Consider the following 19931-nt stretch of genomic DNA (forward strand, 5'->3'; position numbering starts at 1 on the left):
CTGTCATTGCGCTTGTTCCGTGCACTGTAGCGCGATTCGGCTGATCCGTTCATCGCTATCTGCCTTAATTGCCCCGGAATTCAGGGGCGCGAAGAGGTTCTGCGCCTGCAATTGATCGAGCGTGCACTTGCAGAAGCTGCGGCACATGGCTTCGCTGCCGGACTGTGTGCAGGACACCTCGCATTGCCTGATATAGCCGACCGTGGGGTCCGGCGCCGGAGCGGGTGCTACCAACGACAGAAGATAGACGAGGCCGAAGAGTAGCGGCTGGTGCACGAGATAGAAAATCAGGCTGTGGCGGCCGGCGCGGGCGATCAGGTTGCGGCCGGGGCCAAGCTTTGCCAGGGACCGGAGCCAACCGAGCGAAATCGCAAGCTGCGCGATGCCAAGACCGAAAAGGAACGGCGTCAGCCATGGGAAAACCGGCACGTAGTCGTTGGATCGCGGCAGGCTTTCGGACAAGCCGACCCAATAGAGCCAGGGCACGTCGAAGAAAGAGGAATGCAGCGAAAACGGCGCGATGACATTGTCGACGACGATACCGGCCAAGAGCAGCACGGCTATCAGCAAGGTCGCGAAGGCCGGCAGGCGCAGGAAGAGCAGGCCGATGATGCTGGCGGCCGCAATGCAGTGCAGGATGCCGAAGAAGATCCACTCGTCGCGCATGCCGATGAAGGTCACGATAGAAATCGCTACAGCAGCGGCTGCGATCATGCCGACGCGCTTGAAATAGGACTGCCAGCGGATTTCGGGCGTGTTGGCAAGCACCAGGCTGACGCCTGCGAGGAACAGGAAGGTACTGGCGATGGCGCGAGCATAGAATTTCAGCCAGCCGGTCTCTGCCGTACCCGGCTCGAGATAGCCGAAGAACTCGAAATCCCAGGTGCAATGATAGCTCGCCATCGCCAGAAGCGCGATCCCACGGGCCGTGTCCAGAATGCCGATGCGGGGCGTTTTCTGCGGCGCATCGATACTCTCGGCGATAACGGCCATTTGGCGGATCCTTCCAGGCATGAATTCAGATCGTCGGCACCAGCTTAATCATCGCCAACGCGGCGATGTCATGGCACATCGATATCCATGATGGCCAGACGGGCGTCGGAAAAAAACTGCCGGCGGACCAGAACGATGATGATGAACATCGTCGTGACCATGAAGACGTAAGGGCTCAGGAACCAGCCGAGATAGCCGATCGACAGGAAGATGGTTCGCAGACCCGCATTGAAATTGCGCGCGGCGATGATGTTCATGCGGATGACGCGCTCTGCGGCCCGCTCCGCCCGCGCGGGATCGAGCTCGGCATCCTGCCGCATCGGCAGGGCGCCGAAGAGGATGGTGCAATAGTTGAACAGGCGATAGGCCCAGCCGAACTTGAAGAAGGCGTAACCGAACAGACAGGCAAGCCCCGCCACCTTGAGCTCGAAGGCGGCGCGGCCGCCATTGAGGATGAAGGGCAGGTCGGCGAAGAAGGCATTGACCTTGTCGGTGGCGCCGAGCAGGGCGAAGCAGCTGCCGATGGCGAAGATTGATGTCGAGGCAAAGAAACCAGTGCCGTTCTGCAGGCCAGCCAGGATTTGCGTATCGATCATCTTCAGGTCGCGCCGCAGCGAATTGTGGATCCATTCGCGCCGGCGCTCGTTCATCGCCAGCGTCAGGCTGGTGCGATTGAAGAAGCTGGCGCTGCTGGTGATCCAGTTCAGGGCAATCCAGAGAAAAATGAAGAGGGCGAGGGCGACATAGTCGACGGTCGTCATGAAGGCAGATTCTCCCAGTCTTTCTGTTCCAGACTGTAACGCACGCCTGTTCGGGCGCAATGGCCTTATGTTTGCGCCGCCTCAAGCCTATATGTTATGTCGCAGGCATGAAATCCGATGTCGGTCGATCGCCGTGCAGGGCTGCCCTGATAGCGTAGCCTTGTCATTGCTTGATTTGCCGAGGAGGCACCAAAGGTCCATGTTTCTTTCAGTTTTCGATGTTTTCAAGATCGGCGTCGGACCGTCCAGTTCGCACACGATGGGACCTATGTCGGCCGCGAATCGGTTTCTTGACCTCGTGCTGTCGAGCGAGTGGCCGCGGCCGTCCTCGAATGTGCATGTCGCCTCGATCAAGGTGAGCCTGCATGGCTCACTCGCCCATACGGGCATCGGCCACGGCACGGGCAGGGCGGTGATTCTCGGCCTGATGGGCGAACGCCCGGATCAGGTCGATCCCGACCGGATGGATGCCGTTATCGACGAGGTCGAGCGCAGCGGCCGCATCACGCCGCCGGGGCATCCGGCCTACCAGTTTCAGCCGAAAACCGACTTGATCTTCGACAAGAAGGTGCCGCTGCCGGGCCATGCCAACGGCATGAGCTTTTCCGCCTTCGACAAGGACGAGCGCCTGCTTGTCAAACGCATCTACTACTCCGTCGGCGGCGGCTTCGTTGTCACCGATACCGAGCTTGAACAGATGCGGGCCGACAAGAAGAAGGCGTCTTCCGGCGAACGCATTCCGTTCCCCTTTTCCACTGCCAAGCAGATGCTTGATATGGCCGAGCGTTCCGGTCTCTCGATAGCACAGATGAAGCGCGCCAATGAAGAGACGCGTATGAGCAGCGATGAACTCGATGCCGGGCTCGATCGTATCTGGATGGCGATGAGCAGCTGTATCGATCGCGGCTTGAAGGTCGATGGCATCATGCCGGGCGGCCTGAAGGTGCGCCGTCGCGCCCGCTCCATCCATGACAAGCTGCAGGAGGAATGGCGCAGCAACCGCATCAATCCGCTGCTCGCCAACGACTGGCTGAGCGTCTACGCCATGGCCGTCAATGAGGAGAACGCGGCCGGTGGTCGCGTCGTCACCGCGCCAACCAATGGGGCCGCTGGTGTCATCCCGGCGACGATCCGCTATTACCAGCACTTCCATGAAGACTGGGACCAGGACGGCATCCGCAATTACCTGCTGACAGCCGCCGCCGTCGGCGGCATCATCAAGCACAATGCCTCGATCTCCGGCGCCGAAGTCGGCTGTCAGGGCGAGGTGGGTTCGGCGGCTGCAATGGCGGCTGCGGGGCTTGCCGCCGTCATGGGCGCGTCTCCGGAGCAGATCGAAAATGCCGCCGAAATCGCCCTCGAACACCATCTCGGCATGACCTGCGACCCTGTCGCCGGCCTCGTGCAAGTACCCTGCATCGAGCGCAACGCGCTTGGCGCCGTCAAGGCCGTGACCGCCGCATCATTGGCCCTCAAGGGCGACGGCCAGCATTTCGTGCCGCTTGACGCCTGTATCGAAACCATGCGCCAGACCGGCTACGACATGAGCGAGAAGTACAAGGAGACGTCGACAGGCGGTCTCGCTGTGAATGTCGTCGAATGTTGAATCAGAATATTAGAGGCATTGCTTCACGCAACAGGTGAGGTGGGCAATGAGGGCCGGTTAACGGGTAGCTTTCAAACCGCCCAACCGAGTTCTTTTCCTGTAGTTCTTTGGCATCAACGGTCTTTACCCTGCGAATGCAGGATCATCGTGGCTAAACGCCGTTGTAAAGCGGGCGGTTCGAACTCCATCCGCACGGAGCCAAGAGCGTAGCACATTGCCGCCGTGAACGGCATCCAAGGTCCCAATAGATCAAGCAGAGCATCGGACATCATATCCTCCAGCGGCCCGACGCCTAATTGACCGAGTGCTTGCTTGTGATCGGGCAAGCGGGCTTGCGCGATAATGGCAAGGACCCGTTTCAAGACGACGTCCGCCTCGCTTGACGAATAATCGTTCGTTGACCACCAATACGTGTCGGGATCAGCAAGATAAGCTTGAACATAGGCGTCTGCACTGCCGGGTGGTTGCTCCATTTCCGGCAGATCCACCCATGAAGTATCCGATGCAATTTCATGTGGCGTGAAGGCATTATTCGACGAGGCATCCTGGCGGTGTCTTTTCGACGGCTGTTTTCGATGGTCCACCATGATTACGCCCCCTATAAGCTCCAACTGGATACCAAATCATATTCCTCGATCAATCGCACCATGCACGGCCCGGACAGAATGATATCGAGTTTGTGGACACGTGACGTGAAAAGCTTGACGCTGCCGGTCAAAAGGATTTCAACGGCGTTATGGCTTTGCATCTGATCAAATTATGCGTGGGCGCTGACTCGCTTGAGGATCTGCGCGAATGGGTTTCCGAACGGGCGATGAGCGCTATTGCCGCCGGCTTGGAGCCACATACGACCCATACAACCCGCATGGTGCCGAAGCGCATGGATGAGCTGCTGGATGGCGGCTCGCTCTATTGGGTGATCAAAGGGCAGGTGCAGGCGCGGCAAAAGCTGCTCGGTATCGAAACCTTCACCGATGTCGACGGCATTCATCGCTGCCGGCTGATTCTCGATCCGAGCGTCGTCGAAACCGCCGGACAGCCCCGCAGGGCTTTTCAGGGTTGGCGTTACCTGCCGCAGGATGACGTGCCGCGCGACCTCGACAGTCTCGGCGGCGTTGCCGAGTTGCCCGCGGATTTGAGACGCGAGCTTTCCGAATTGGGATTGCTGTAGAGCGGGCGCTCAGCGCACCCGCAGCTGCACCGGTGCCTGGCCGTTCGGCGAGGTGATGTGCAGTCGAATATTGGCTTCCGGCTGCGAATAACGCCAGGCGCGCGCGCCATGGCAGAGCAGGATGCCGATCAGGTCTTTCGTCTTACTGCGCGAACGCGAACGGTTGAGACCCAGATCGGCCAGCCGCAATGCCGCTTCATGCAGCGGATGAAGGGCAAAGCCCTTCTGTTTGGTCTTTCCCGCGCCATCGAGCGAGAAACCTGGAAAGTTCTCGTTCATCGCCATCTTATATCCCCGCAACACATTACAAACTCAGGGCCGGCCCGATACACATCCGGGACCGGAAAGCCGGGCGTCGCCACGCGAAACCCGGCAATCTATTGACAATGCGGCACGAAAACCGTGTCCACATTCCTATTCCAAACTTGCCCAGCACTTCACGCCGGCCTTCTTGAGCGCCTTGCAGGCGTTGACCGCCGCATTCTGGTCTCCAAAGCCACCGAAGCGGGCGCGATAGCCGTTGTCATAGGCAACTGCGTAAGCCTTTGCCGAGCGCAATGCCTTGCCGCCCTTGCTCTTGGCTCTGTCGAGCAGATCGTCGGCGCCGTCCTTGCTGGAGGAAACACCGATCTGAACGACCCAGCCGGTCGGGCCTTTCTCAGCCTTGCTCGCCTTGGCAAGCTTTTCAGGCTTGTCCGCCTTCTCGGCCTTTTCGACCTTCTGCGGCTTGATGATCTTCGTATCAGACTTGGAAGTCGAAGCGGTCGTCAGCGTATCGACATCATCCTCGCTGGTCTCGTCCGAGGCGGTCGGCGCTATGGAGGCGACTTCGTCGGATGCGGCGCGGTGCTTCTGCTTGCTCGCAAGCAGCGGATTGCTGGATTTCGGCGCGACCGCGGCAAAAGCGGCGGCGCTGGATGGCTGCTGATCGTCTTCTACCTCGGCGCTTTCGACCTTGCTCGCCTTCACACTGCCAGCCGCCGCCATGCGGGCGCTCGCAGCCTGGATATTTGGCGTTTCCGCCACGGTCTGGGCAACCACGTTGGACGAAATATGCTTGGTCGATGCGACCGGCAGATAGGTCGCGATCAGCTTGCGCATCTGGTTGTCGCGGGCCGGCGTCGAAGCGCCACCGAGCACGACGCCGACGATCGAACGACCGTCGACTTTGACAGAAGTCGCAAGATTGTAGCCGGCGGCGCGCGTGTAACCGGTCTTGATGCCATCGACGCCACGGACCGAGCCGAGCAGGTGGTTGTGTCCGGGGATTACTCTGTTGCCGAGACGAAAACTCGTCGTGGAGAAGAGGCCGTAATATTGCGGAAAGTGCTCGCGCAGGGCGATGCCGAGGCGGGCCTGATCGCGCGCCGTGGTCATCTGCGCGGTGTTCGGCAGGCCGTTCGGGTTGCGATAGGTCGTGCGCGTCATGCCGAGCATGCGTGCCTTGTCATTCATCATGCGGGCGAAATTGTCTTCCGAGCCGCCGAGCATTTCGCCGAGCGCCATGGCCGCATCGTTGGCCGACTTGGTAACAATGCCGAGGATTGCTTCGCGAACGGTAACCGACCGGCCGGTGCCGATGCCAAGCTTCGTCGGCGCCTGCATGGCCGCATTCTTCGAAAAGACCACCGGCGTATCGAGAGTGATCCGACCGGATTCGAGCGCCTCGAAGGTCAGGTATACCGTCATCATCTTGGTCAGCGATGCGGGGTAGTGAAGTGTGTCGGCATTCTCGCTGTAGAGAACATTGCCGGTATTCGCATCGATGACGATGCCCGCATATTTCGAGCCACCGGCTGCGTACGACGCATCAACGGTCATGGTTATCGTCGCCGTCGAAACTGCGAGACCAAACAGCATCTTCGCCAGAAACTTGCCGGAGTGCGATGAGGATGCGGAAAATTTTGATCTGGACACTACTTCACTCTCTGCTTGCATTTACGGTCTCGATTATCCGGCCGCCGCCTCCATGAACGTCCGTTGGGTTCCAACGTAGGGGCTTAGCGTTACCAATCGGTTTATGATGAACAGTTGGTTTCAAATTTTGGCACCATTTTAGCCGTCGCTCGCGGAAATACCGCCGGCGTCTGGTGCGTCGATGAGGTGGGATTTGACAAAGCCCTGGACGACCGCATCCATTGCCTGCCAGTCGGCAAGCTGATTGGCGGAAAAGCGGTAGAGGACGCTCAGATCCTTGCCGACCTTAACGTCTCTCTGGCAGTCGCCGCTGGTCGCAAGGTCAGGCGAGGCGGGCAGGATGCAGCGAACAACATAATCAGGCTCGCCGGCGCGTGGCGCGGTCAGAAGCACTTCGCCGCTATAGCCGGCATCGGCGCGGAGCGGATGCGCTGTCAGGCCATGCGGACCGGCAAAGGCCTGCCCCTCCATCAAATGCGAATAGATCGGCTCCAGCCGGCCCGACATGTCGCGCGACATGGTGCTCTGGCTGATCTGGAGGAAGATCAACGAGGAGGATTGGGAAGTATCGTCGAAACGCAGCCGGTCGACATCACTGTAGCCCTGCATCTGCGGCCAGGTCATATAGAGATCGACGCGTTCGGCGATGCCGTTTGCGCGTTCGCTCGGAAAGCGGATCGTATTGGCACCAAGGCGCAACGTGTCTTCGCCGATCGTCACGGTGATCGGCCTGATGCTGTCGGTGTGGCCCGCAAGCGAAATCTTCTCGCCGAGCCAGCGGCCTCCGATGGTGATTGCCACGGTCAGTGCTGCGAGCACGGCAACACCGGCGGTCAGACGATAAACCAGGCCGCTCGAAATCAGCGGCTGTTCGTCGATCATGGAGGTGGACGACAGAGGAGGGGCCATGCTCTTGCCTTCGGTTCCAACCCGCATCGGTCATCATCGTCGGTGACATATCCGCTGCGGCAAGAGACCCCTGATGAGTCCCGATGTGGAATGATTGCCGCCTTCATGGTTAATGAGTGATTAATAGTGTGTCAGCTTGCATATTTAATCGCGGATATGCTCTCGCGATTGTCTGGATGATTTTTCGATGTGATGTGCCCGGAAACGAAAAGAGCCGTTCCCGGGACAGTGGGAACGGCTCCGAGGCGCCGGTCGGAACAGAAATCTGGGGACGGACCGGGCCCTTACTCACGCCGCCAACGCTAGGCCGCCGGCGGTCGCAAGGAGGAGAATGACTTACTTCAAGCTGCCGACAGCGACCGCGCGACCATCTTGTATCTTAACCCAACGAGCCGGATCATCGGCGGACTGACGCTTCAGGAAGGTGTATTCGGTCTCCGACCAGAGCTTCACCTTGTTGCGCATATTGTCGAGGACGAAGTCGCCGCGATCGGTGCGTACCGTCAGGACGGCATGACCTTCACCATTCGGCTGCAGCACGACGGTCATCAGCAGGTCGGAAGGGGAAAAGCCAGCGTCGATCAGGTCTTTGCGCTTCAGGAGCGCGAAATCCTCGCAATCGCCCGCTGTGGTCGGGATCGCCCATTTTTCCTCGACGCCATAGAGGTCCATGTCCGTCATCGGCCGGATTGTCGTGTTGACCGCATAGTTGATCTTCACGATCGTCTTCCAGCGATCCTCGGTAAGGATGGCTGGACCGGCATCGCCGCCGGCATAGGAGCATTCAGTCGGATTTTCCCTGCAGAACTGGTAATGGCCGATCGGCGGCGCAGCATCGCCGGTGATCGTCATATTGGCAGGCGCCGCATGGGCGAGGCCGAGACAGCCGAAGGTGAAGAGAGCTACTGCGGCATATCCGCGAAGAAGAAATTGAAAGCTCATGTCCGTGTCCCTTTTTTATTGGGACCAGAATGACATGCAGGCTTTTACCCCACGCAAAATTACGTAGTCAAATTAAGTACTTAGTTTATTCAAACACGCGTCGAATTGTCGTAAAATGAGAATAAAATTTGAATCAAATTTGAAGTGATTTCCATCGGAATTCCAAAATCCTCCCGCGTTTGCCGCCGTGATTGGAATTCTCATATCCAATTGTTTTTGAATGACTTTCTTTTTAAGTGCTAAAATTAGCCGAACAGCTTGTTCACCCGAGGCGTTAATATAGCAGGGCCGACGCCCTGTCTCCGCACATAGCAGAGGCCATCCGAATGCCCGGAATTTCCTCGTATTGTGCCATTTCGGGACGGTGCGCAGAAAAATATTTTTGATTTTTTTACTGCCCTCAGGCGAGTGCGCGAAATGCATCCGTCGCCTCGACAATGGCTGCCGCCATCTCGGACGTCTCTGGCGAATGAGCCGCGTTGGGCACGACCACCAGACGTGCCGTGGGCCAGGCCCGCGACAATTCCCATGCGGTGACGACGGGTCCCTCCAGATCGAGGCGGCCCTGGATCATCGTACAAGGGATGCCGGCAAGCCGATGGACATTCCGCAATATCTGTTCGTCTTCCATCCAACCGCGATGGTGGAAGTAGTGGGTGATGATACGGGCTCTTGCGATGACATAGCGTGAATCAGCCCAGCGGTCTGAAAGCGTCGCCCGTGGATCGACCAGAATATTGGCCGATTCCCATTCGTGCCAGTCCCTGGCGGCCTTGAGATGGACGGCAGGATCTGGGTCGCGGAGCAGTTGATAATAAGCCGCGACGAGATCGCCATCGCGCTGGCTCTCTGGAACACCTGCGCGAAATCGCTCCCATTCCTCGGGAAAGAAACGAGCAAGCCCTTTGTAAAGCCAATCGATCTCGGATTGTCGGGTCGTGGTCACGCCAGCAACGATAAGGGCTACGACGTGCTCCGGATGTGCCTGAGCATAGACCAAAGCCAGGGTACATCCCCAGGAATTGCCGTAGACCAACCAACGCTCGATGCCGAGAAAGAGCCTTAGCCGCTCGATATCGGCAACCAGGTGCCATGTGATATTGGCAGAAAGATCGCTCTCCGGCTCTGACGCGTGCGGCAGACTGTTGCCACAGCCGCGCTGGTCGAACTGGATAATGCGATAATGTTGCGGATCGAAGAAGCGGCGGGCGCCGGCGGAACTGCCGGATCCGGGACCACCATGCAGGATGACAACGGGAACGCCGTTCGGATTGCCCGACTGCATCCAGTAAATGCTGTTGGCGTCGCCAACACCGAGCATGCCCTGATCGTAGGGCTCGATTTCCGGATAAAGCGTCTTCATCGGCGGCCACGCGGATAGAGGAGGTGAAGCGCCTCTGTCTCTAGAGAGAACGTGACGTCAGAATGACGGGATCAGAGGAATTCGCGCAAGGTCTCGCGCGATTGCAGCGAGAGAAACTCGATTGCGACGCCTTCCATGAAGTGACGCACGACGCGGCCACGCATATTGCCGAGACGAACAGGCGTTCCGATCGGTGGGCGAGCCTCGACGTCAACGGCCGCACCCGACAGCGACAGATCCATGATGCGGCAGACATAGAGAGTGCCGTCTTCCAGGGTCAATTCGCTGGTGGTGGAGCGCGGCGTCAAGCGATCATGGCGGCGATCCTCCGGAAGGCCAAGCTCATGCTTGTTGGCAAGCCAGGTAAGCTGGGCGGCAAGCTTCTCGCGCTTGCGGTCGGTCGCGTTGATCGACATGCTGAAGCCACGACCATCGACGGCGACCACATTGCCCTCGACCCGGCCAAGATGATCGATATAGGCCACGATGCGCTCATTGGCGCGCGGACGTCCCAGGCAGGTGACATACATGTCGCCGGGCGACATCTCTGTGACCAGGCACTCATACTCTTCATAACTGGCCAGCATCAGACGGCCCTGCATATTGATCGGAACCCGCTGAAAGGTCCGCTGATCATTGCGGGGCGCACCTCCTACCATCTGGTTGGGCCGCGTCGTCTGAGCTGGCTGGAATGAATGCATGAAAGGGCTTCTTCAACCGATTATGTTTATTACAATCTTTAGCCGAACTTTCTTAAGGTAAGGTTGTCTTTGCCGAGGAATGACTGAGAAGTGACGGATGAATTTGTGCCGCGATGGGTCATCCGGCGCGCGAATCGTGCATGCCCGTTTTCAGGTTCAGTACCCGGCGCATTAATCCACCAAACCGAGCGCCATCCCGAGGGGCGATCGGATCGGTGGGTTGCGGATGCGATGGCTGTTCGGCGGCGCGGGCAGGGCGGTCGTAAAGCAGGCGGCTGCGGTCAAGCGCCAGGAACTCCAGACGCTCGCTGCCGAGCCATGCCGTATGGGCCACCGGCGTTAGACAGCCGAGCAAACGATCGCAGACATCGCCCGACGAACGCAGCGGCATCAGCACCATTTCAAAGGCCATATGGCGGCCGCTGATGCTGTAGCCGGTCGCATTGATCAAGGCGGGAACCACATGCGTCATAACGCCCGTCGCAATACGCATTGGGTCGTCGATCTGGCTGCCCGCCCAAAGTGCGGCAAAGCTCTCACCACGAATTTCGCGCCCCATGAGACTGCAAATCGCCGTCCCGGCCAGCCGGAAACGTGGTGTATCATTCGGCAAGAGTTCGAGAATGAAGAGCTCCGGCAGGATATGGCGAACCGCCGAGGGCTGTATCAAATTGCGCAAGGGGGCATCCGCGTTGCCGCGCAATTGCTCCCAATAGGTAAATATCTCGATGCTCGTCTTCTGGCGCATGACGCGTCGGTGTCCCATTTCAGTTCAAATACCGGGGCGCTCATCGCCCTTGCACCTTGCCTTGCTTATTTCATGCCAACGCCGAGCCGTTAGGGTTAACAAAGGGTATCGTTTGCCTTTCGCGAGCCTGAATGGGAGAAATATCCCATCACTTCACGAGGTGACCTTCAGCACAAAGTCTTTCGGGCGTAGGATGCAAGCCATCGCTGTGAACGCCCGAGCAAGCCGTCCACCTCAGTTGGGCGGCTTTTTTTTTGACGGTCGCTGCTGTATGTCTCGAGTCCCTTTTTGAGGATCTCAGAGCAAGACATGGATAATGCAGAGCCGCCGCGCCAACAGCCAGAATCCCCGCGGCCGCCGGAGCGCGTTCCGGTTTTCAACCTGCCACCCGTCATCCTTGCAAGCCTGGTACTGCTGGCCGTAGTCTTCGCTGTTCAGAACCTGCCCTGGTGGTCGGACGATACGCTGAACTGGCTCTATTTCACCTTCAGCTTCATTCCCGCGCGCTATGCTTTCCCGCTGTCGCAGCAGGGGCTGGAGTGGCTATGGACGCCGGTTACCTATTCGCTTCTGCATGGCGGGATCGAGCATATCGTTTTCAACGGGCTGTGGCTGATGGTCTTTGCTGCGCCCGTCGCGCGCCGGATTGGCGTCGTGCGCTATGTGATGTTCTGGATTTTTTCGGCGGCCGCCTCCGCATTCCTGCACGCGGCCATCTATTGGGGTGACCAGACCCTGTTGATCGGCGCATCCGGCGTCGTTTCAGGGTTGATGGGTGCGGCATGCCGCTTTGCCTTTCCGGCCATGGACGGCCGCCGCACCGGCATACGGCAAGCCCACCTCAACCCGCGGCTGTCGATCCTCGCCTCGCTGCGCAGCCGGACGGTCGTCGTCTATATCCTCATGTGGATCGCCGGCAATGCGCTGGTCGCTTTCGGCATCACACTCGTTGGCGACAGCTCGCAACCCGTCGCCTGGGACGCGCATATCGGCGGCTTTCTCTTCGGTTTCCTGCTGTTTTCGCTGTTCGACCGGCAGCCTCGCGTTGAAGTCGAAAATCCAGCTGCATCAACGGAATGAAGCTGTTGCTTTCTTGGCTCCACAGGCGCAACATTCATCTCTATCGGATGCGCGTGGGAGGAGACCAACGCGGCCGATGACGGGAGCAGCGGTCCGAAACCTTGGGGTGGTTTCGGAACAAATCCGAGGCTCGCATGTTCACTGTGCTTTCGAGATGGGAGAATCGAATGTCAGTTTCCGTAAAAGCCATACTTGATACCAAAGGCCGCAATGTCGTTACCACCGGGGGTAATACGACCGTTGCGGAAGCCGCCAGAATGCTCAACGAGAACCGCATCGGCGCGATCGTCGTTGTCGGCATGGCAGGCAAGATTTCCGGCATATTCACCGAGCGCGATGTGGTCAACGCTGTGGCCAAGCACGGTGGCGAATGTCTCGACCAGCCGATCGCCTCGCTGATGACGGCGAAGGTGCATCGCTGCAAGGAAGAGACCACCACCGATGAATTGATGGAAGTGATGACCCTGCGCCGCTTCCGTCATGTTCCCGTTGAAGACAAAGGCAAGCTCTCCGGCATCATCTCGATCGGCGACGTCGTCAAATGGCGCATCCGCGAAATCGAACTCGAGGCCGAGCAGATCAAGGCTTATATTGCTGGGTGAGGACCGGTCGGGCAGAGCCCGAGCAATCGATCCAGTGAGTCGATTGCAGCGACGAACGCCCTGAGCCTAAAGCGAAGGGCCGGATGGTGCATCACATGCAAACCCCATCCCGCCCTTAGTAAGCGAGATGGGGTTGTGGCTAGCTGCCTTTTCAGATTTTCACGTTTATCGAGGCCCTAGCGCGCATAGGCTTCCTGCATGCGCCGGATTTCGGTGAGGCGAGCCAATGTTTCCTCATAGCCGCGTTCGATTGCCTCGCCAGCGCGATGAAACTCCGAGAGACCGATATCGCTGAGGCGCGGGTGCAGCGATAGATCCGGCGGATCGCCGGCAAGGCGGGCGCGTGAGATCCGATCCTGGATGATGTTGAAGGCCTGCACCATCACGCCGGTCATGCCGAGCTTGGTATAGGGTGCCTCGTCGCGGCGTTGCTGGTCGCTGGTCGGCGGCCCGGCATTGTGCTTGACGACGGCCGAGCGTCCATAAAGATCGTAGTTCAGGTTGACGGCAACCACGAGCGGCTGCTCGTAGGCGCGGCAGACGGAAACGGGCACGGGATTGACCAGAGCGCCGTCAACCAGCGTTCGGCTGTTGGTGCGAACCGGCTCGAAAATGCCGGGCAGGGCATAGGACGCCCGCAGCGCCGTGATCAGGGAGCCATTGGCGATCCAGACCTCGTGACCGGTGTTCAATTCCGAGGCGACGGCGACGAATGTGCGATCGAGATCCTCGATCGACAGGCCTTCGAGGTGTTCCTGCATGCGCTTGGTGAGCCGCATACCGCCAAACAGGCCGCTGCCGCCTATGGTGAGATCGAGCAGGCTGGCGATGCGGCGCATGGTCAAGGAGCGGGAAAAAGCCTCCAGCTCGTCGAGCTTGCCGGCAAGATAACAGCCGCCAACCAGAGCCCCGATGGAGGTGCCGGCAACCATGCCGACCTCGATACCCGCTTCGTCCAGAGCACGCAGCACGCCGATATGAGCCCAGCCGCGAGCTGCACCTCCGCCGAGTGCCAGCGCAATCTTCACTTTCTTTGGGGGAGCAGGAGCAATCGGGGGAGCGAGGATGTCGTGCGAAGTCGTCGGATCTGAACTTGCCGAAGTCTGTCCGGCGCCCTGACGATTCAACCCCCAATTCAGCATGACATATCTTCCTCCGAGGCCTTTATGTGCCCCTTGCTAAAATACTGTCCCTTTTTTGTTTCCAAATCGTATATTTGGCTATCGCCCCATCTACTTTCGGTAGATTTCGCTGGGATCGAAATGCAAGTGATCGTCGACCACGTTCAGCACAGGCTTTCCATCCTCGAGCTCCACCGTGCGGTAGAAACAGGAACGGCGACCAGTATGGCACGTTGCATCGTGACCTGCGACTACAACTTTCAGCCAGATGGCATCCTGGTCGCAATCGGTGCGTATCTCCGTCACCGTTTGCAGGTTTCCGGAGGTTTCGCCCTTCTTCCAGAGCTTGCCGCGCGAACGGCTGTAGTAGTGCGCCGTCTTAGTCTTGATCGTCAGCGCCAGCGCCTCGGCATTCATATGCGCGACCATCAACAACTCGCCGTCATGGGCATCGGTTACGATCGCGGTGATCAGGCCGCGATCGTCGAAACGAGGCGTGAAATCACCCGCATCCTCAAGCTCGGATTTGTCCGTGGAAGGGGCATTGAATACCAAATTCATCTCAGGCTCTTTCCCTGGAGCCCTATCAACGGCTCCGGACCATCGTCATGAAGCGGACCTGCTCGGCCGGATCGGCCTTGAAGGCGCCCGTGAAAGTCGTCGTCAACGTCGACGAGCCTTGCTTCTGTACACCGCGCATCGCCATGCACATATGCTCGGCTTCGATCATGACGGCGACGCCGCGCGGACGCAGCGAGTCGTCAATGGCGTTGGCGATCTGGGCGGTCATGGCCTCCTGCGTCTGCAGGCGGCGGCCGAAGATTTCAACGGTGCGAGCGATCTTCGACAGGCCGAGGACGCGGCCATTCGGCAGATAGGCGACATGCGCCTTGCCGATGATCGGCACCATATGGTGTTCGCAATGCGAGAAAAATGGAATGTCGCGCACGAGGACCATGTCGTCATAGCCGGAAACCTCCTCGAAGGTGCGACCTAGCACATCCTCCGGGCTCATATCATAGCCGGCGAAAAGCTCACGATAGGCCTTGGCGACACGTTCCGGCGTATCGAGCAGGCCTTCGCGCTGCGGATCATCGCCTGCCCAGCGAAGCAGAACGCGGACAGCGTCTTCGGCTTCCTTCTGCGAAGGGCGGTCCAATATACGATCGGATTCAACGGCTTGCGGAAAGTTCTTTACAATGGCGTCCATTACCTGTGGTCTCCTGATCCGCACCGCGGATCTTGTTTTGTCGGACTCGCCACTGGTATTCCCCATGACATGGGAAAATGTGCACCTTTGGCGGGCTCCGGGGCGTTCTGGCTGGCGGACAAGCCTGCCGTCCTGCACGGTTTCCCATCAAACTTACAGAAGACCATTGCAATTTTGTGGTCTTCGAACGACATACATATAGTATGGCATTGTCCCTGTGAAAGTGTCCGAACGAGATACAGTGTGTTTTTTGTTTCGAAACACAAGACAGGTACATCGGAGCGAAATCGATGATGGACGAGATCTATAACAGCAAGATCCTGGAATTCGCCGGCAATATCGAACGCATTGGCAGCCTTTCAGACGCCGATGCAAGCGCTCAGGCCCATTCCAGACTATGCGGCTCCCGCGTCAAGATCTGGCTGAAAATGGACGACGGTGTCGTTACCGATTTTGCGCACGACGTCAAGGCCTGTGCGCTCGGTCAGGCATCTTCTTCGGTCATGGCCCGCCACATAGTAGGTGCGACCGCCGAGGAATTGCGCAAGGCCCGCGAAGATATGCTTGCAATGCTCAAGGCTGACGGCGAGGGGCCATCGGGCCGTTTCGAAGACATGCGTTATCTGAAGCCGGTCAAGGATTACAAGGCGCGCCACGCATCGACAATGCTGACATTCGATGCGGTGGTGGATGCGATCGGGCAGGTCGAGGCGGCGCGCGGAAATCATGCGACTGCCGCAGCCGTTTCATAAAGACGGCGAGCCATGTGCTATCTCTGTTCCATTCAAGAAGACGATGATGAGGGAGGCGCCGCTGCAGGCTCCAGCGGCTTGAGGCGCGGCGAGACAGCATCTCGCGACAATGCTAAACCCCTGCATTCCCGCAACTATTCCGGCCCCTTCCGCAAGACACCCGATCGGCTCTTTGGCATGGGCCTTATCCGCCTCTATCAACTGACCCTTTCCAGCTTCATCGGCAATTCCTGCCGCCATATTCCGACGTGCTCGGAATATGGCTATGAATCCGTCGCTCGTCATGGCCTGTGGGCCGGTGGCTGGATGACGCTGTTTCGGGTGGCGCGATGCGGACCCGGCGGCACCAGCGGGCTGGACCCCGTGCCGGAGGCTCTGGAAAACCGCTATCATTGGTGGACACCCTGGCGGTATTTTGTCATCGGCCGAAAGGCAGCCTGAGTGGCATGACGACGTATGTCGCACTGCTTCACAGCATTGTCCTAACAGCCGGCCGTCGCGTGGTCATGAGCGATCTGCGGGAGATGGCAGAGGATCTCGGATTCACCAACGTCAAAACACTGGTCGCGACCGGCAATCTGATCTTCGAGGCTGGCGAGCAACCGATTGCAGCAATCGAAACTCAACTCGAAGCAGGCTTTGCGAAGACTTTCGGCAAGCGCGTCGACATCATCGCCCGCGATGCTGCGACATGGATGAAGCTTGTCGCCGGCAGTCCGTTCGCAGATGGCGAGGGCAGCGAGGTGGCTGTCCGCGTCATGCGCAAACCGCTCGATCCGTCGGTGATCGAAATATTGGAAAAGCGCAGAAGCGACCCGGAGCGACTGGCCGTGGTCGACGGCGATCTATGGATCGATTTCGGCGGCAAAGCGAGCGAAACGCGCCTGCTGTCCTCCCTCACCACCAAACGCCTCGGCGTTGGCACATTGCGCAACTGGAATACGGTACGCGGAGTGGCCCGGATGATCGGCTCGTAAGCCTCTTTTCCTTTACTAAACGGCGAAATATCGCTATCAGGCGACCGCGTTCAACAACATTGATTGACCGCATCTGTTGAAACCACCCGCATTCGTTGGCGGGACTGGACAAGGAGAATTTCGATGTCCCAATCCGTTTCCCTGACATTTCCCGATGGTTCCGTGCGCAGCTACGATGCTGGCGCAACCGGCCGGGATGTCGCCGAATCCATTTCGAAGTCGCTTGCCAAGAAGGCCGTCGCCATTGCGATTGACGGCACCGTGCGCGACCTTTCCGAGCCGGTAGCCGACGGCAAGATCGAGATCATCACCCGCAACGACGACCGCGCGCTGGAACTGATCCGGCATGACGCGGCGCATGTGATGGCGGAAGCCGTGCAGGAGCTTTGGCCCGGCACGCAGGTAACCATCGGCCCGGTGATCGAAAACGGCTTCTACTACGACTTTGCCAAGAACGAGCCCTTCACGCCCGACGACCTGCCGGTCATCGAGAAGAAGATGCGCGAGATCATCCAGCGCAATAAGCCCTTCACCAGGCAGATCTGGTCGCGCGAAAAGGCGAAACAGGTTTTTGCCGAAAAGGGCGAGCGCTACAAGGTCGAGCTTGTCGACGCCATTCCTGAGGGACAGGATCTGAAGATCTATTATCAGGGCGACTGGTTCGACCTTTGCCGTGGGCCACATATGGCCTCCACCGGCCAGATCGGCACGGCCTTCAAGCTGATGAAGGTGGCCGGTGCCTATTGGCGTGGCGACAGCAACAATCCGATGCTGACCCGCATCTATGGCACGGCCTTTGCCGAGCAGGCCGATCTCGACAACTATCTGCATATCCTCGCCGAGGCTGAGAAGCGCGATCACCGCCGTCTCGGCCGCGAAATGGACCTGTTCCATTTCCAGGAAGAGGGTCCGGGCGTCGTCTTCTGGCATGGCAAGGGCTGGCGCATTTTCCAGACGCTGGTCTCCTACATGCGCCGCCGTCTGGAGGGCGACTACCAGGAAGTCAACGCGCCGCAGGTGCTCGACAAGTCGCTCTGGGAAACCTCCGGTCACTGGGGCTGGTATCGCGACAACATGTTCAAGGTGACGGTTGCCGGCGATGACACCGACGACGATCGCGTCTTCGCGCTGAAGCCGATGAACTGCCCCGGCCACATCCAGATCTTCAAGCATGGCTTGAAGTCTTACCGCGAACTGCCGATCCGCCTTGCGGAATTCGGCAATGTGCATCGTTATGAACCCTCGGGCGCGCTTCACGGTCTGATGCGCGTGCGCGGCTTTACGCAGGACGACGCGCATATCTTCTGCACCGACGAGCAGATGGCGGCCGAATGCCTGAAGATCAACGACCTGATCCTCTCAGTCTATGAAGACTTCGGTTTCGAGGAAGTCGTCGTCAAGCTTTCGACCCGTCCTGAAAAGCGCGTCGGCGACGATGCGCTCTGGGATCGCGCTGAAAGCGTGATGATGGAGGTCCTGAAAACCATCGAGGCACAGTCCGGCGGCCGCATCAAGACCGGTATTCTGCCGGGCGAAGGCGCGTTCTACGGACCGAAGTTCGAATATACGCTGAAGGATGCCATCGGCCGTGAATGGCAGTGCGGCACGACGCAGGTCGATTTCAATCTGCCGGAACGCTTTGGCGCCTTCTATATCGACCAGCATTCCGAAAAGACGCAGCCGGTGATGATCCATCGCGCCATCTGCGGTTCGATGGAGCGCTTCCTCGGTATCCTGATCGAGAACTTCGCCGGCCACATGCCGCTCTGGGTCTCGCCGCTGCAGGTGGTTGTCGCGACCATTACATCGGAAGCCGATGGTTACGGCGAAGAGGTAGCGGAGGCGCTACGCGATGCCGGGCTCACCGTCGAGACCGACTTCCGCAACGAGAAGATCAACTACAAGATCCGCGAGCATTCGGTAACGAAGGTTCCGGTGATCATCGTCTGCGGCAAGAAGGAGGCCGAGGAGCGCTCGGTCAATATCCGTCGTCTCGGCAGCCAGGCACAGACGGCAATGTCGCTCGACGAGGCGATCGCTTCGCTCTCGCTCGAAGCCACTCCGCCGGATGTTCTGCGCAAGCGCGAAGCCAAGCGGGCCAAGCTCGCTTGAGATAACAGATGTCGTCTGACGGCGCCTTCAGTGCGCCGTCAGATAACTGACATAGATCTGTAATATATGCGCCTGTATGCACAAGGAGCGGGGCAGCCCGTTGCGGATTTGGATTTCAAAGAATTATCCTATGCCAACGAACGGGATACGCGCATCAAGCGCTGGTTCATCCGCTCCATCGAAGGCCTATCCGGCCGCGATCGCTATACCCGGCTCTACGATATCTGGCGCAGCGATATCGTCGGCAAAAGCGAGCGTGTCTTTGGCAAGATGCTCGATCTCATAGACGTGCGCCTCGTGACCAAGGGCGAATGGCCGCCGCTTGAGGTTCCCGACGCGCCGATCGTCATCGTCGCCAACCATCCCTTCGGTATCGGCGACGGCATTGCCGTGCTGGCGCTCGCCGAGGAGCTCGGTCGCCCGTTCAAGGTGTTGATCAACAACGAGCTGCTGAAAGTACCCGAGATGAACGACTATTCGCTGCCGGTTTCCTTCGAGGAGACCAAGGAGGCGATGGCGATCAACATGAAGACGCGCCATGAGGCCGTTCGGCTGCTCAAGGAAGGCACCACCATCATCGTCTTTCCGGCCGGCGGCGTCGCGACGGCCAAGAAGGGTTTTGGCCGCGCCGAAGATCTGCCGTGGAAGATCTTTCCGGCAAAGCTCATCCAGGCGGCCCACGCCAGCGTCATTCCCATCTATTTCGAAGGCCAGAACGGCCGGCTGTTTCATCTCGCCAGCCGCGTATCGATGACGCTGCGCATCTCGCTGCTGATCCGCGAGTTCCGCCGCCTTTCCGGCAGCACGATCACCGCCCATGTCGGCAAGCTGATGACGTGGGAAGCGTTGAGCGAAGGCAACGACCGCAAGGATCTGCTGTCTAAACTCTACGGCGCGGTGTTTTCCATGGCGCCGCCAAAGCGGGCGCTACGGAAAAAAGCCGGCTGAGGCAAAGGCTGCCTCACC

At 59.0% G+C, this 19931-nt stretch carries 22 protein-coding genes; 9 read left to right on the plus strand and 13 right to left on the minus strand.

Features of this window, described 5'->3' with window-relative positions:
• Window positions 1-3 precede the first annotated feature (3 nt).
• Window positions 4-993 (minus strand): acetyltransferase domain-containing protein, encoded by a 990-nt coding sequence (locus RRH01S_RS03675; RefSeq protein WP_034518183.1) that lies wholly within the window; start codon window positions 991-993, stop codon window positions 4-6.
• Between the two features lie 68 nt (window positions 994-1061).
• Window positions 1062-1754 (minus strand): DUF599 domain-containing protein, encoded by a 693-nt coding sequence (locus RRH01S_RS03680; protein ID WP_007696172.1) that lies wholly within the window; start codon window positions 1752-1754, stop codon window positions 1062-1064.
• Between the two features lie 199 nt (window positions 1755-1953).
• Between RRH01S_RS03680 and RRH01S_RS03685 the strand changes: the two genes are divergently transcribed.
• Window positions 1954-3360, plus strand: coding sequence for an L-serine ammonia-lyase (locus tag RRH01S_RS03685; protein ID WP_034518186.1), 1407 nt, complete (start codon window positions 1954-1956; stop codon window positions 3358-3360).
• 113 nt (window positions 3361-3473) lie between these two features.
• On the opposite strand, the gene RRH01S_RS03690 is transcribed toward RRH01S_RS03685, so the two are convergent.
• Window positions 3474-3947 (minus strand): hypothetical protein, encoded by a 474-nt coding sequence (locus RRH01S_RS03690; RefSeq protein WP_042470035.1) that lies wholly within the window; start codon window positions 3945-3947, stop codon window positions 3474-3476.
• A gap of 149 nt (window positions 3948-4096) precedes the next feature.
• Between RRH01S_RS03690 and RRH01S_RS03695 the strand changes: the two genes are divergently transcribed.
• Entirely contained in the window at window positions 4097-4531 is a 435-nt protein-coding gene (locus RRH01S_RS03695; protein WP_007696164.1) for a DUF1489 family protein, read from the plus strand.
• Between the two features lie 9 nt (window positions 4532-4540).
• Here RRH01S_RS03695 and RRH01S_RS03700 read toward each other — a convergent pair whose 3' ends face one another.
• The 7 genes from RRH01S_RS03700 to RRH01S_RS03730 all read right to left on the minus strand — a co-directional run bounded on the left by RRH01S_RS03700 (window position 4541) and on the right by RRH01S_RS03730 (window position 11111).
• The gene (locus RRH01S_RS03700; protein ID WP_012651520.1) at window positions 4541-4816 is read right to left on the minus strand and encodes a hypothetical protein; all 276 of its coding nucleotides are present in this window, start codon (window positions 4814-4816) and stop codon (window positions 4541-4543) included.
• Window positions 4817-4945: 129 nt separating this feature from the next.
• Window positions 4946-6469 carry a serine hydrolase gene (locus RRH01S_RS03705; protein ID WP_080705408.1) on the minus strand — a complete coding sequence of 508 codons (1524 nt, stop codon included), beginning with the start codon at window positions 6467-6469 and terminating at the stop codon, window positions 4946-4948.
• Window positions 6470-6586: 117 nt separating this feature from the next.
• Complete coding sequence (locus RRH01S_RS03710) at window positions 6587-7357, minus strand: hypothetical protein (protein ID WP_234711640.1); 771 nt, start codon at window positions 7355-7357, stop codon at window positions 6587-6589.
• A gap of 336 nt (window positions 7358-7693) precedes the next feature.
• Window positions 7694-8299, minus strand: coding sequence for a transglutaminase-like cysteine peptidase (locus RRH01S_RS03715; protein ID WP_034518187.1), 606 nt, complete (start codon window positions 8297-8299; stop codon window positions 7694-7696).
• 400 nt (window positions 8300-8699) lie between these two features.
• Window positions 8700-9662: a prolyl aminopeptidase gene (gene pip / locus RRH01S_RS03720; protein WP_042469973.1), complete on the minus strand. Its 963-nt coding sequence runs from the start codon at window positions 9660-9662 to the stop codon at window positions 8700-8702.
• 71 nt (window positions 9663-9733) lie between these two features.
• Entirely contained in the window at window positions 9734-10363 is a 630-nt protein-coding gene (locus RRH01S_RS03725; protein WP_007696155.1) for a PilZ domain-containing protein, read from the minus strand.
• A 118-nt stretch (window positions 10364-10481) separates the two neighbouring features.
• Window positions 10482-11111, minus strand: a complete 630-nt coding sequence (locus RRH01S_RS03730) for a PAS domain-containing protein (protein ID WP_042469975.1) — start codon at window positions 11109-11111, stop codon at window positions 10482-10484.
• Window positions 11112-11420: 309 nt separating this feature from the next.
• On the opposite strand from RRH01S_RS03730, the gene RRH01S_RS03735 reads away from it, so the two are divergent.
• Window positions 11421-12191 carry a rhomboid family intramembrane serine protease gene (locus tag RRH01S_RS03735; RefSeq protein ID WP_042469977.1) on the plus strand — a complete coding sequence of 257 codons (771 nt, stop codon included), beginning with the start codon at window positions 11421-11423 and terminating at the stop codon, window positions 12189-12191.
• 167 nt (window positions 12192-12358) lie between these two features.
• Entirely contained in the window at window positions 12359-12793 is a 435-nt protein-coding gene (locus RRH01S_RS03740; RefSeq protein ID WP_012651513.1) for a CBS domain-containing protein, read from the plus strand.
• Between the two features lie 176 nt (window positions 12794-12969).
• Here RRH01S_RS03740 and RRH01S_RS03745 read toward each other — a convergent pair whose 3' ends face one another.
• The 3 genes from RRH01S_RS03745 to folE all read right to left on the minus strand — a co-directional run bounded on the left by RRH01S_RS03745 (window position 12970) and on the right by folE (window position 15124).
• Window positions 12970-13935, minus strand: coding sequence for a patatin-like phospholipase family protein (locus RRH01S_RS03745; protein ID WP_007696147.1), 966 nt, complete (start codon window positions 13933-13935; stop codon window positions 12970-12972).
• A gap of 90 nt (window positions 13936-14025) precedes the next feature.
• Window positions 14026-14475: a phosphoribosyl-AMP cyclohydrolase gene (hisI, locus tag RRH01S_RS03750; protein ID WP_012651512.1), complete on the minus strand. Its 450-nt coding sequence runs from the start codon at window positions 14473-14475 to the stop codon at window positions 14026-14028.
• 25 nt (window positions 14476-14500) lie between these two features.
• Window positions 14501-15124, minus strand: a complete 624-nt coding sequence (gene folE / locus RRH01S_RS03755; RefSeq protein WP_012651511.1) for a GTP cyclohydrolase I FolE — start codon at window positions 15122-15124, stop codon at window positions 14501-14503.
• 293 nt (window positions 15125-15417) lie between these two features.
• On the opposite strand from folE, the gene RRH01S_RS03760 reads away from it, so the two are divergent.
• The 5 genes from RRH01S_RS03760 to RRH01S_RS03780 all read left to right on the plus strand — a co-directional run bounded on the left by RRH01S_RS03760 (window position 15418) and on the right by RRH01S_RS03780 (window position 19913).
• Window positions 15418-15876, plus strand: a complete 459-nt coding sequence (locus RRH01S_RS03760) for an iron-sulfur cluster assembly scaffold protein (RefSeq protein ID WP_034519355.1) — start codon at window positions 15418-15420, stop codon at window positions 15874-15876.
• Window positions 15877-15888: 12 nt separating this feature from the next.
• The gene (gene yidD, locus RRH01S_RS03765; RefSeq protein WP_012651510.1) at window positions 15889-16317 is read left to right on the plus strand and encodes a membrane protein insertion efficiency factor YidD; all 429 of its coding nucleotides are present in this window, start codon (window positions 15889-15891) and stop codon (window positions 16315-16317) included.
• Window positions 16318-16322: 5 nt separating this feature from the next.
• Window positions 16323-16853, plus strand: a complete 531-nt coding sequence (locus RRH01S_RS03770; protein WP_012651509.1) for a DUF1697 domain-containing protein — start codon at window positions 16323-16325, stop codon at window positions 16851-16853.
• 123 nt (window positions 16854-16976) lie between these two features.
• Entirely contained in the window at window positions 16977-18965 is a 1989-nt protein-coding gene (thrS, locus tag RRH01S_RS03775; protein WP_042469980.1) for a threonine--tRNA ligase, read from the plus strand.
• Window positions 18966-19073: 108 nt separating this feature from the next.
• A complete protein-coding gene (locus tag RRH01S_RS03780) occupies window positions 19074-19913 on the plus strand; it encodes a lysophospholipid acyltransferase family protein (protein WP_012651508.1) in 840 nt (279 codons plus the stop codon).
• Window positions 19914-19931: the final 18 nt, after the last annotated feature.

Origin of the sequence: Rhizobium rhizogenes NBRC 13257 (assembly GCF_000696095.1) — a bacterium.
GTDB classification, from domain to species: Bacteria; Pseudomonadota; Alphaproteobacteria; order Rhizobiales; family Rhizobiaceae; genus Rhizobium; species Rhizobium rhizogenes.

What these genes read in the sequence shown, in the direction of transcription:
- RRH01S_RS03695 (WP_007696164.1), top strand. Translation starts at nt 4,097, where the DNA reads ATGGCTTTGCATCTGATCAAATTATGCGTGGGCGCTGACTCGCTTGAG.
- RRH01S_RS03725 (WP_007696155.1), bottom strand. Translation starts at nt 10,363, where the DNA reads ATGCATTCATTCCAGCCAGCTCAGACGACGCGGCCCAACCAGATGGTA.
- RRH01S_RS03680 (WP_007696172.1), bottom strand. Translation starts at nt 1,754, where the DNA reads ATGACGACCGTCGACTATGTCGCCCTCGCCCTCTTCATTTTTCTCTGG.
- RRH01S_RS03685 (WP_034518186.1), top strand. Translation starts at nt 1,954, where the DNA reads ATGTTTCTTTCAGTTTTCGATGTTTTCAAGATCGGCGTCGGACCGTCC.
- pip (WP_042469973.1), bottom strand. Translation starts at nt 9,662, where the DNA reads ATGAAGACGCTTTATCCGGAAATCGAGCCCTACGATCAGGGCATGCTC.
- RRH01S_RS03760 (WP_034519355.1), top strand. Translation starts at nt 15,418, where the DNA reads ATGGACGAGATCTATAACAGCAAGATCCTGGAATTCGCCGGCAATATC.
- yidD (WP_012651510.1), top strand. Translation starts at nt 15,889, where the DNA reads ATGTGCTATCTCTGTTCCATTCAAGAAGACGATGATGAGGGAGGCGCC.
- thrS (WP_042469980.1), top strand. Translation starts at nt 16,977, where the DNA reads ATGTCCCAATCCGTTTCCCTGACATTTCCCGATGGTTCCGTGCGCAGC.
- RRH01S_RS03730 (WP_042469975.1), bottom strand. Translation starts at nt 11,111, where the DNA reads ATGCGCCAGAAGACGAGCATCGAGATATTTACCTATTGGGAGCAATTG.
- RRH01S_RS03735 (WP_042469977.1), top strand. Translation starts at nt 11,421, where the DNA reads ATGGATAATGCAGAGCCGCCGCGCCAACAGCCAGAATCCCCGCGGCCG.
- RRH01S_RS03700 (WP_012651520.1), bottom strand. Translation starts at nt 4,816, where the DNA reads ATGGCGATGAACGAGAACTTTCCAGGTTTCTCGCTCGATGGCGCGGGA.
- hisI (WP_012651512.1), bottom strand. Translation starts at nt 14,475, where the DNA reads ATGAATTTGGTATTCAATGCCCCTTCCACGGACAAATCCGAGCTTGAG.
- RRH01S_RS03740 (WP_012651513.1), top strand. Translation starts at nt 12,359, where the DNA reads ATGTCAGTTTCCGTAAAAGCCATACTTGATACCAAAGGCCGCAATGTC.
- RRH01S_RS03770 (WP_012651509.1), top strand. Translation starts at nt 16,323, where the DNA reads ATGACGACGTATGTCGCACTGCTTCACAGCATTGTCCTAACAGCCGGC.
- RRH01S_RS03675 (WP_034518183.1), bottom strand. Translation starts at nt 993, where the DNA reads ATGGCCGTTATCGCCGAGAGTATCGATGCGCCGCAGAAAACGCCCCGC.
- RRH01S_RS03715 (WP_034518187.1), bottom strand. Translation starts at nt 8,299, where the DNA reads ATGAGCTTTCAATTTCTTCTTCGCGGATATGCCGCAGTAGCTCTCTTC.
- RRH01S_RS03710 (WP_234711640.1), bottom strand. Translation starts at nt 7,357, where the DNA reads ATGGCCCCTCCTCTGTCGTCCACCTCCATGATCGACGAACAGCCGCTG.
- RRH01S_RS03745 (WP_007696147.1), bottom strand. Translation starts at nt 13,935, where the DNA reads ATGCTGAATTGGGGGTTGAATCGTCAGGGCGCCGGACAGACTTCGGCA.
- RRH01S_RS03690 (WP_042470035.1), bottom strand. Translation starts at nt 3,947, where the DNA reads ATGGTGGACCATCGAAAACAGCCGTCGAAAAGACACCGCCAGGATGCC.
- RRH01S_RS03705 (WP_080705408.1), bottom strand. Translation starts at nt 6,469, where the DNA reads ATGCAAGCAGAGAGTGAAGTAGTGTCCAGATCAAAATTTTCCGCATCC.
- folE (WP_012651511.1), bottom strand. Translation starts at nt 15,124, where the DNA reads ATGGACGCCATTGTAAAGAACTTTCCGCAAGCCGTTGAATCCGATCGT.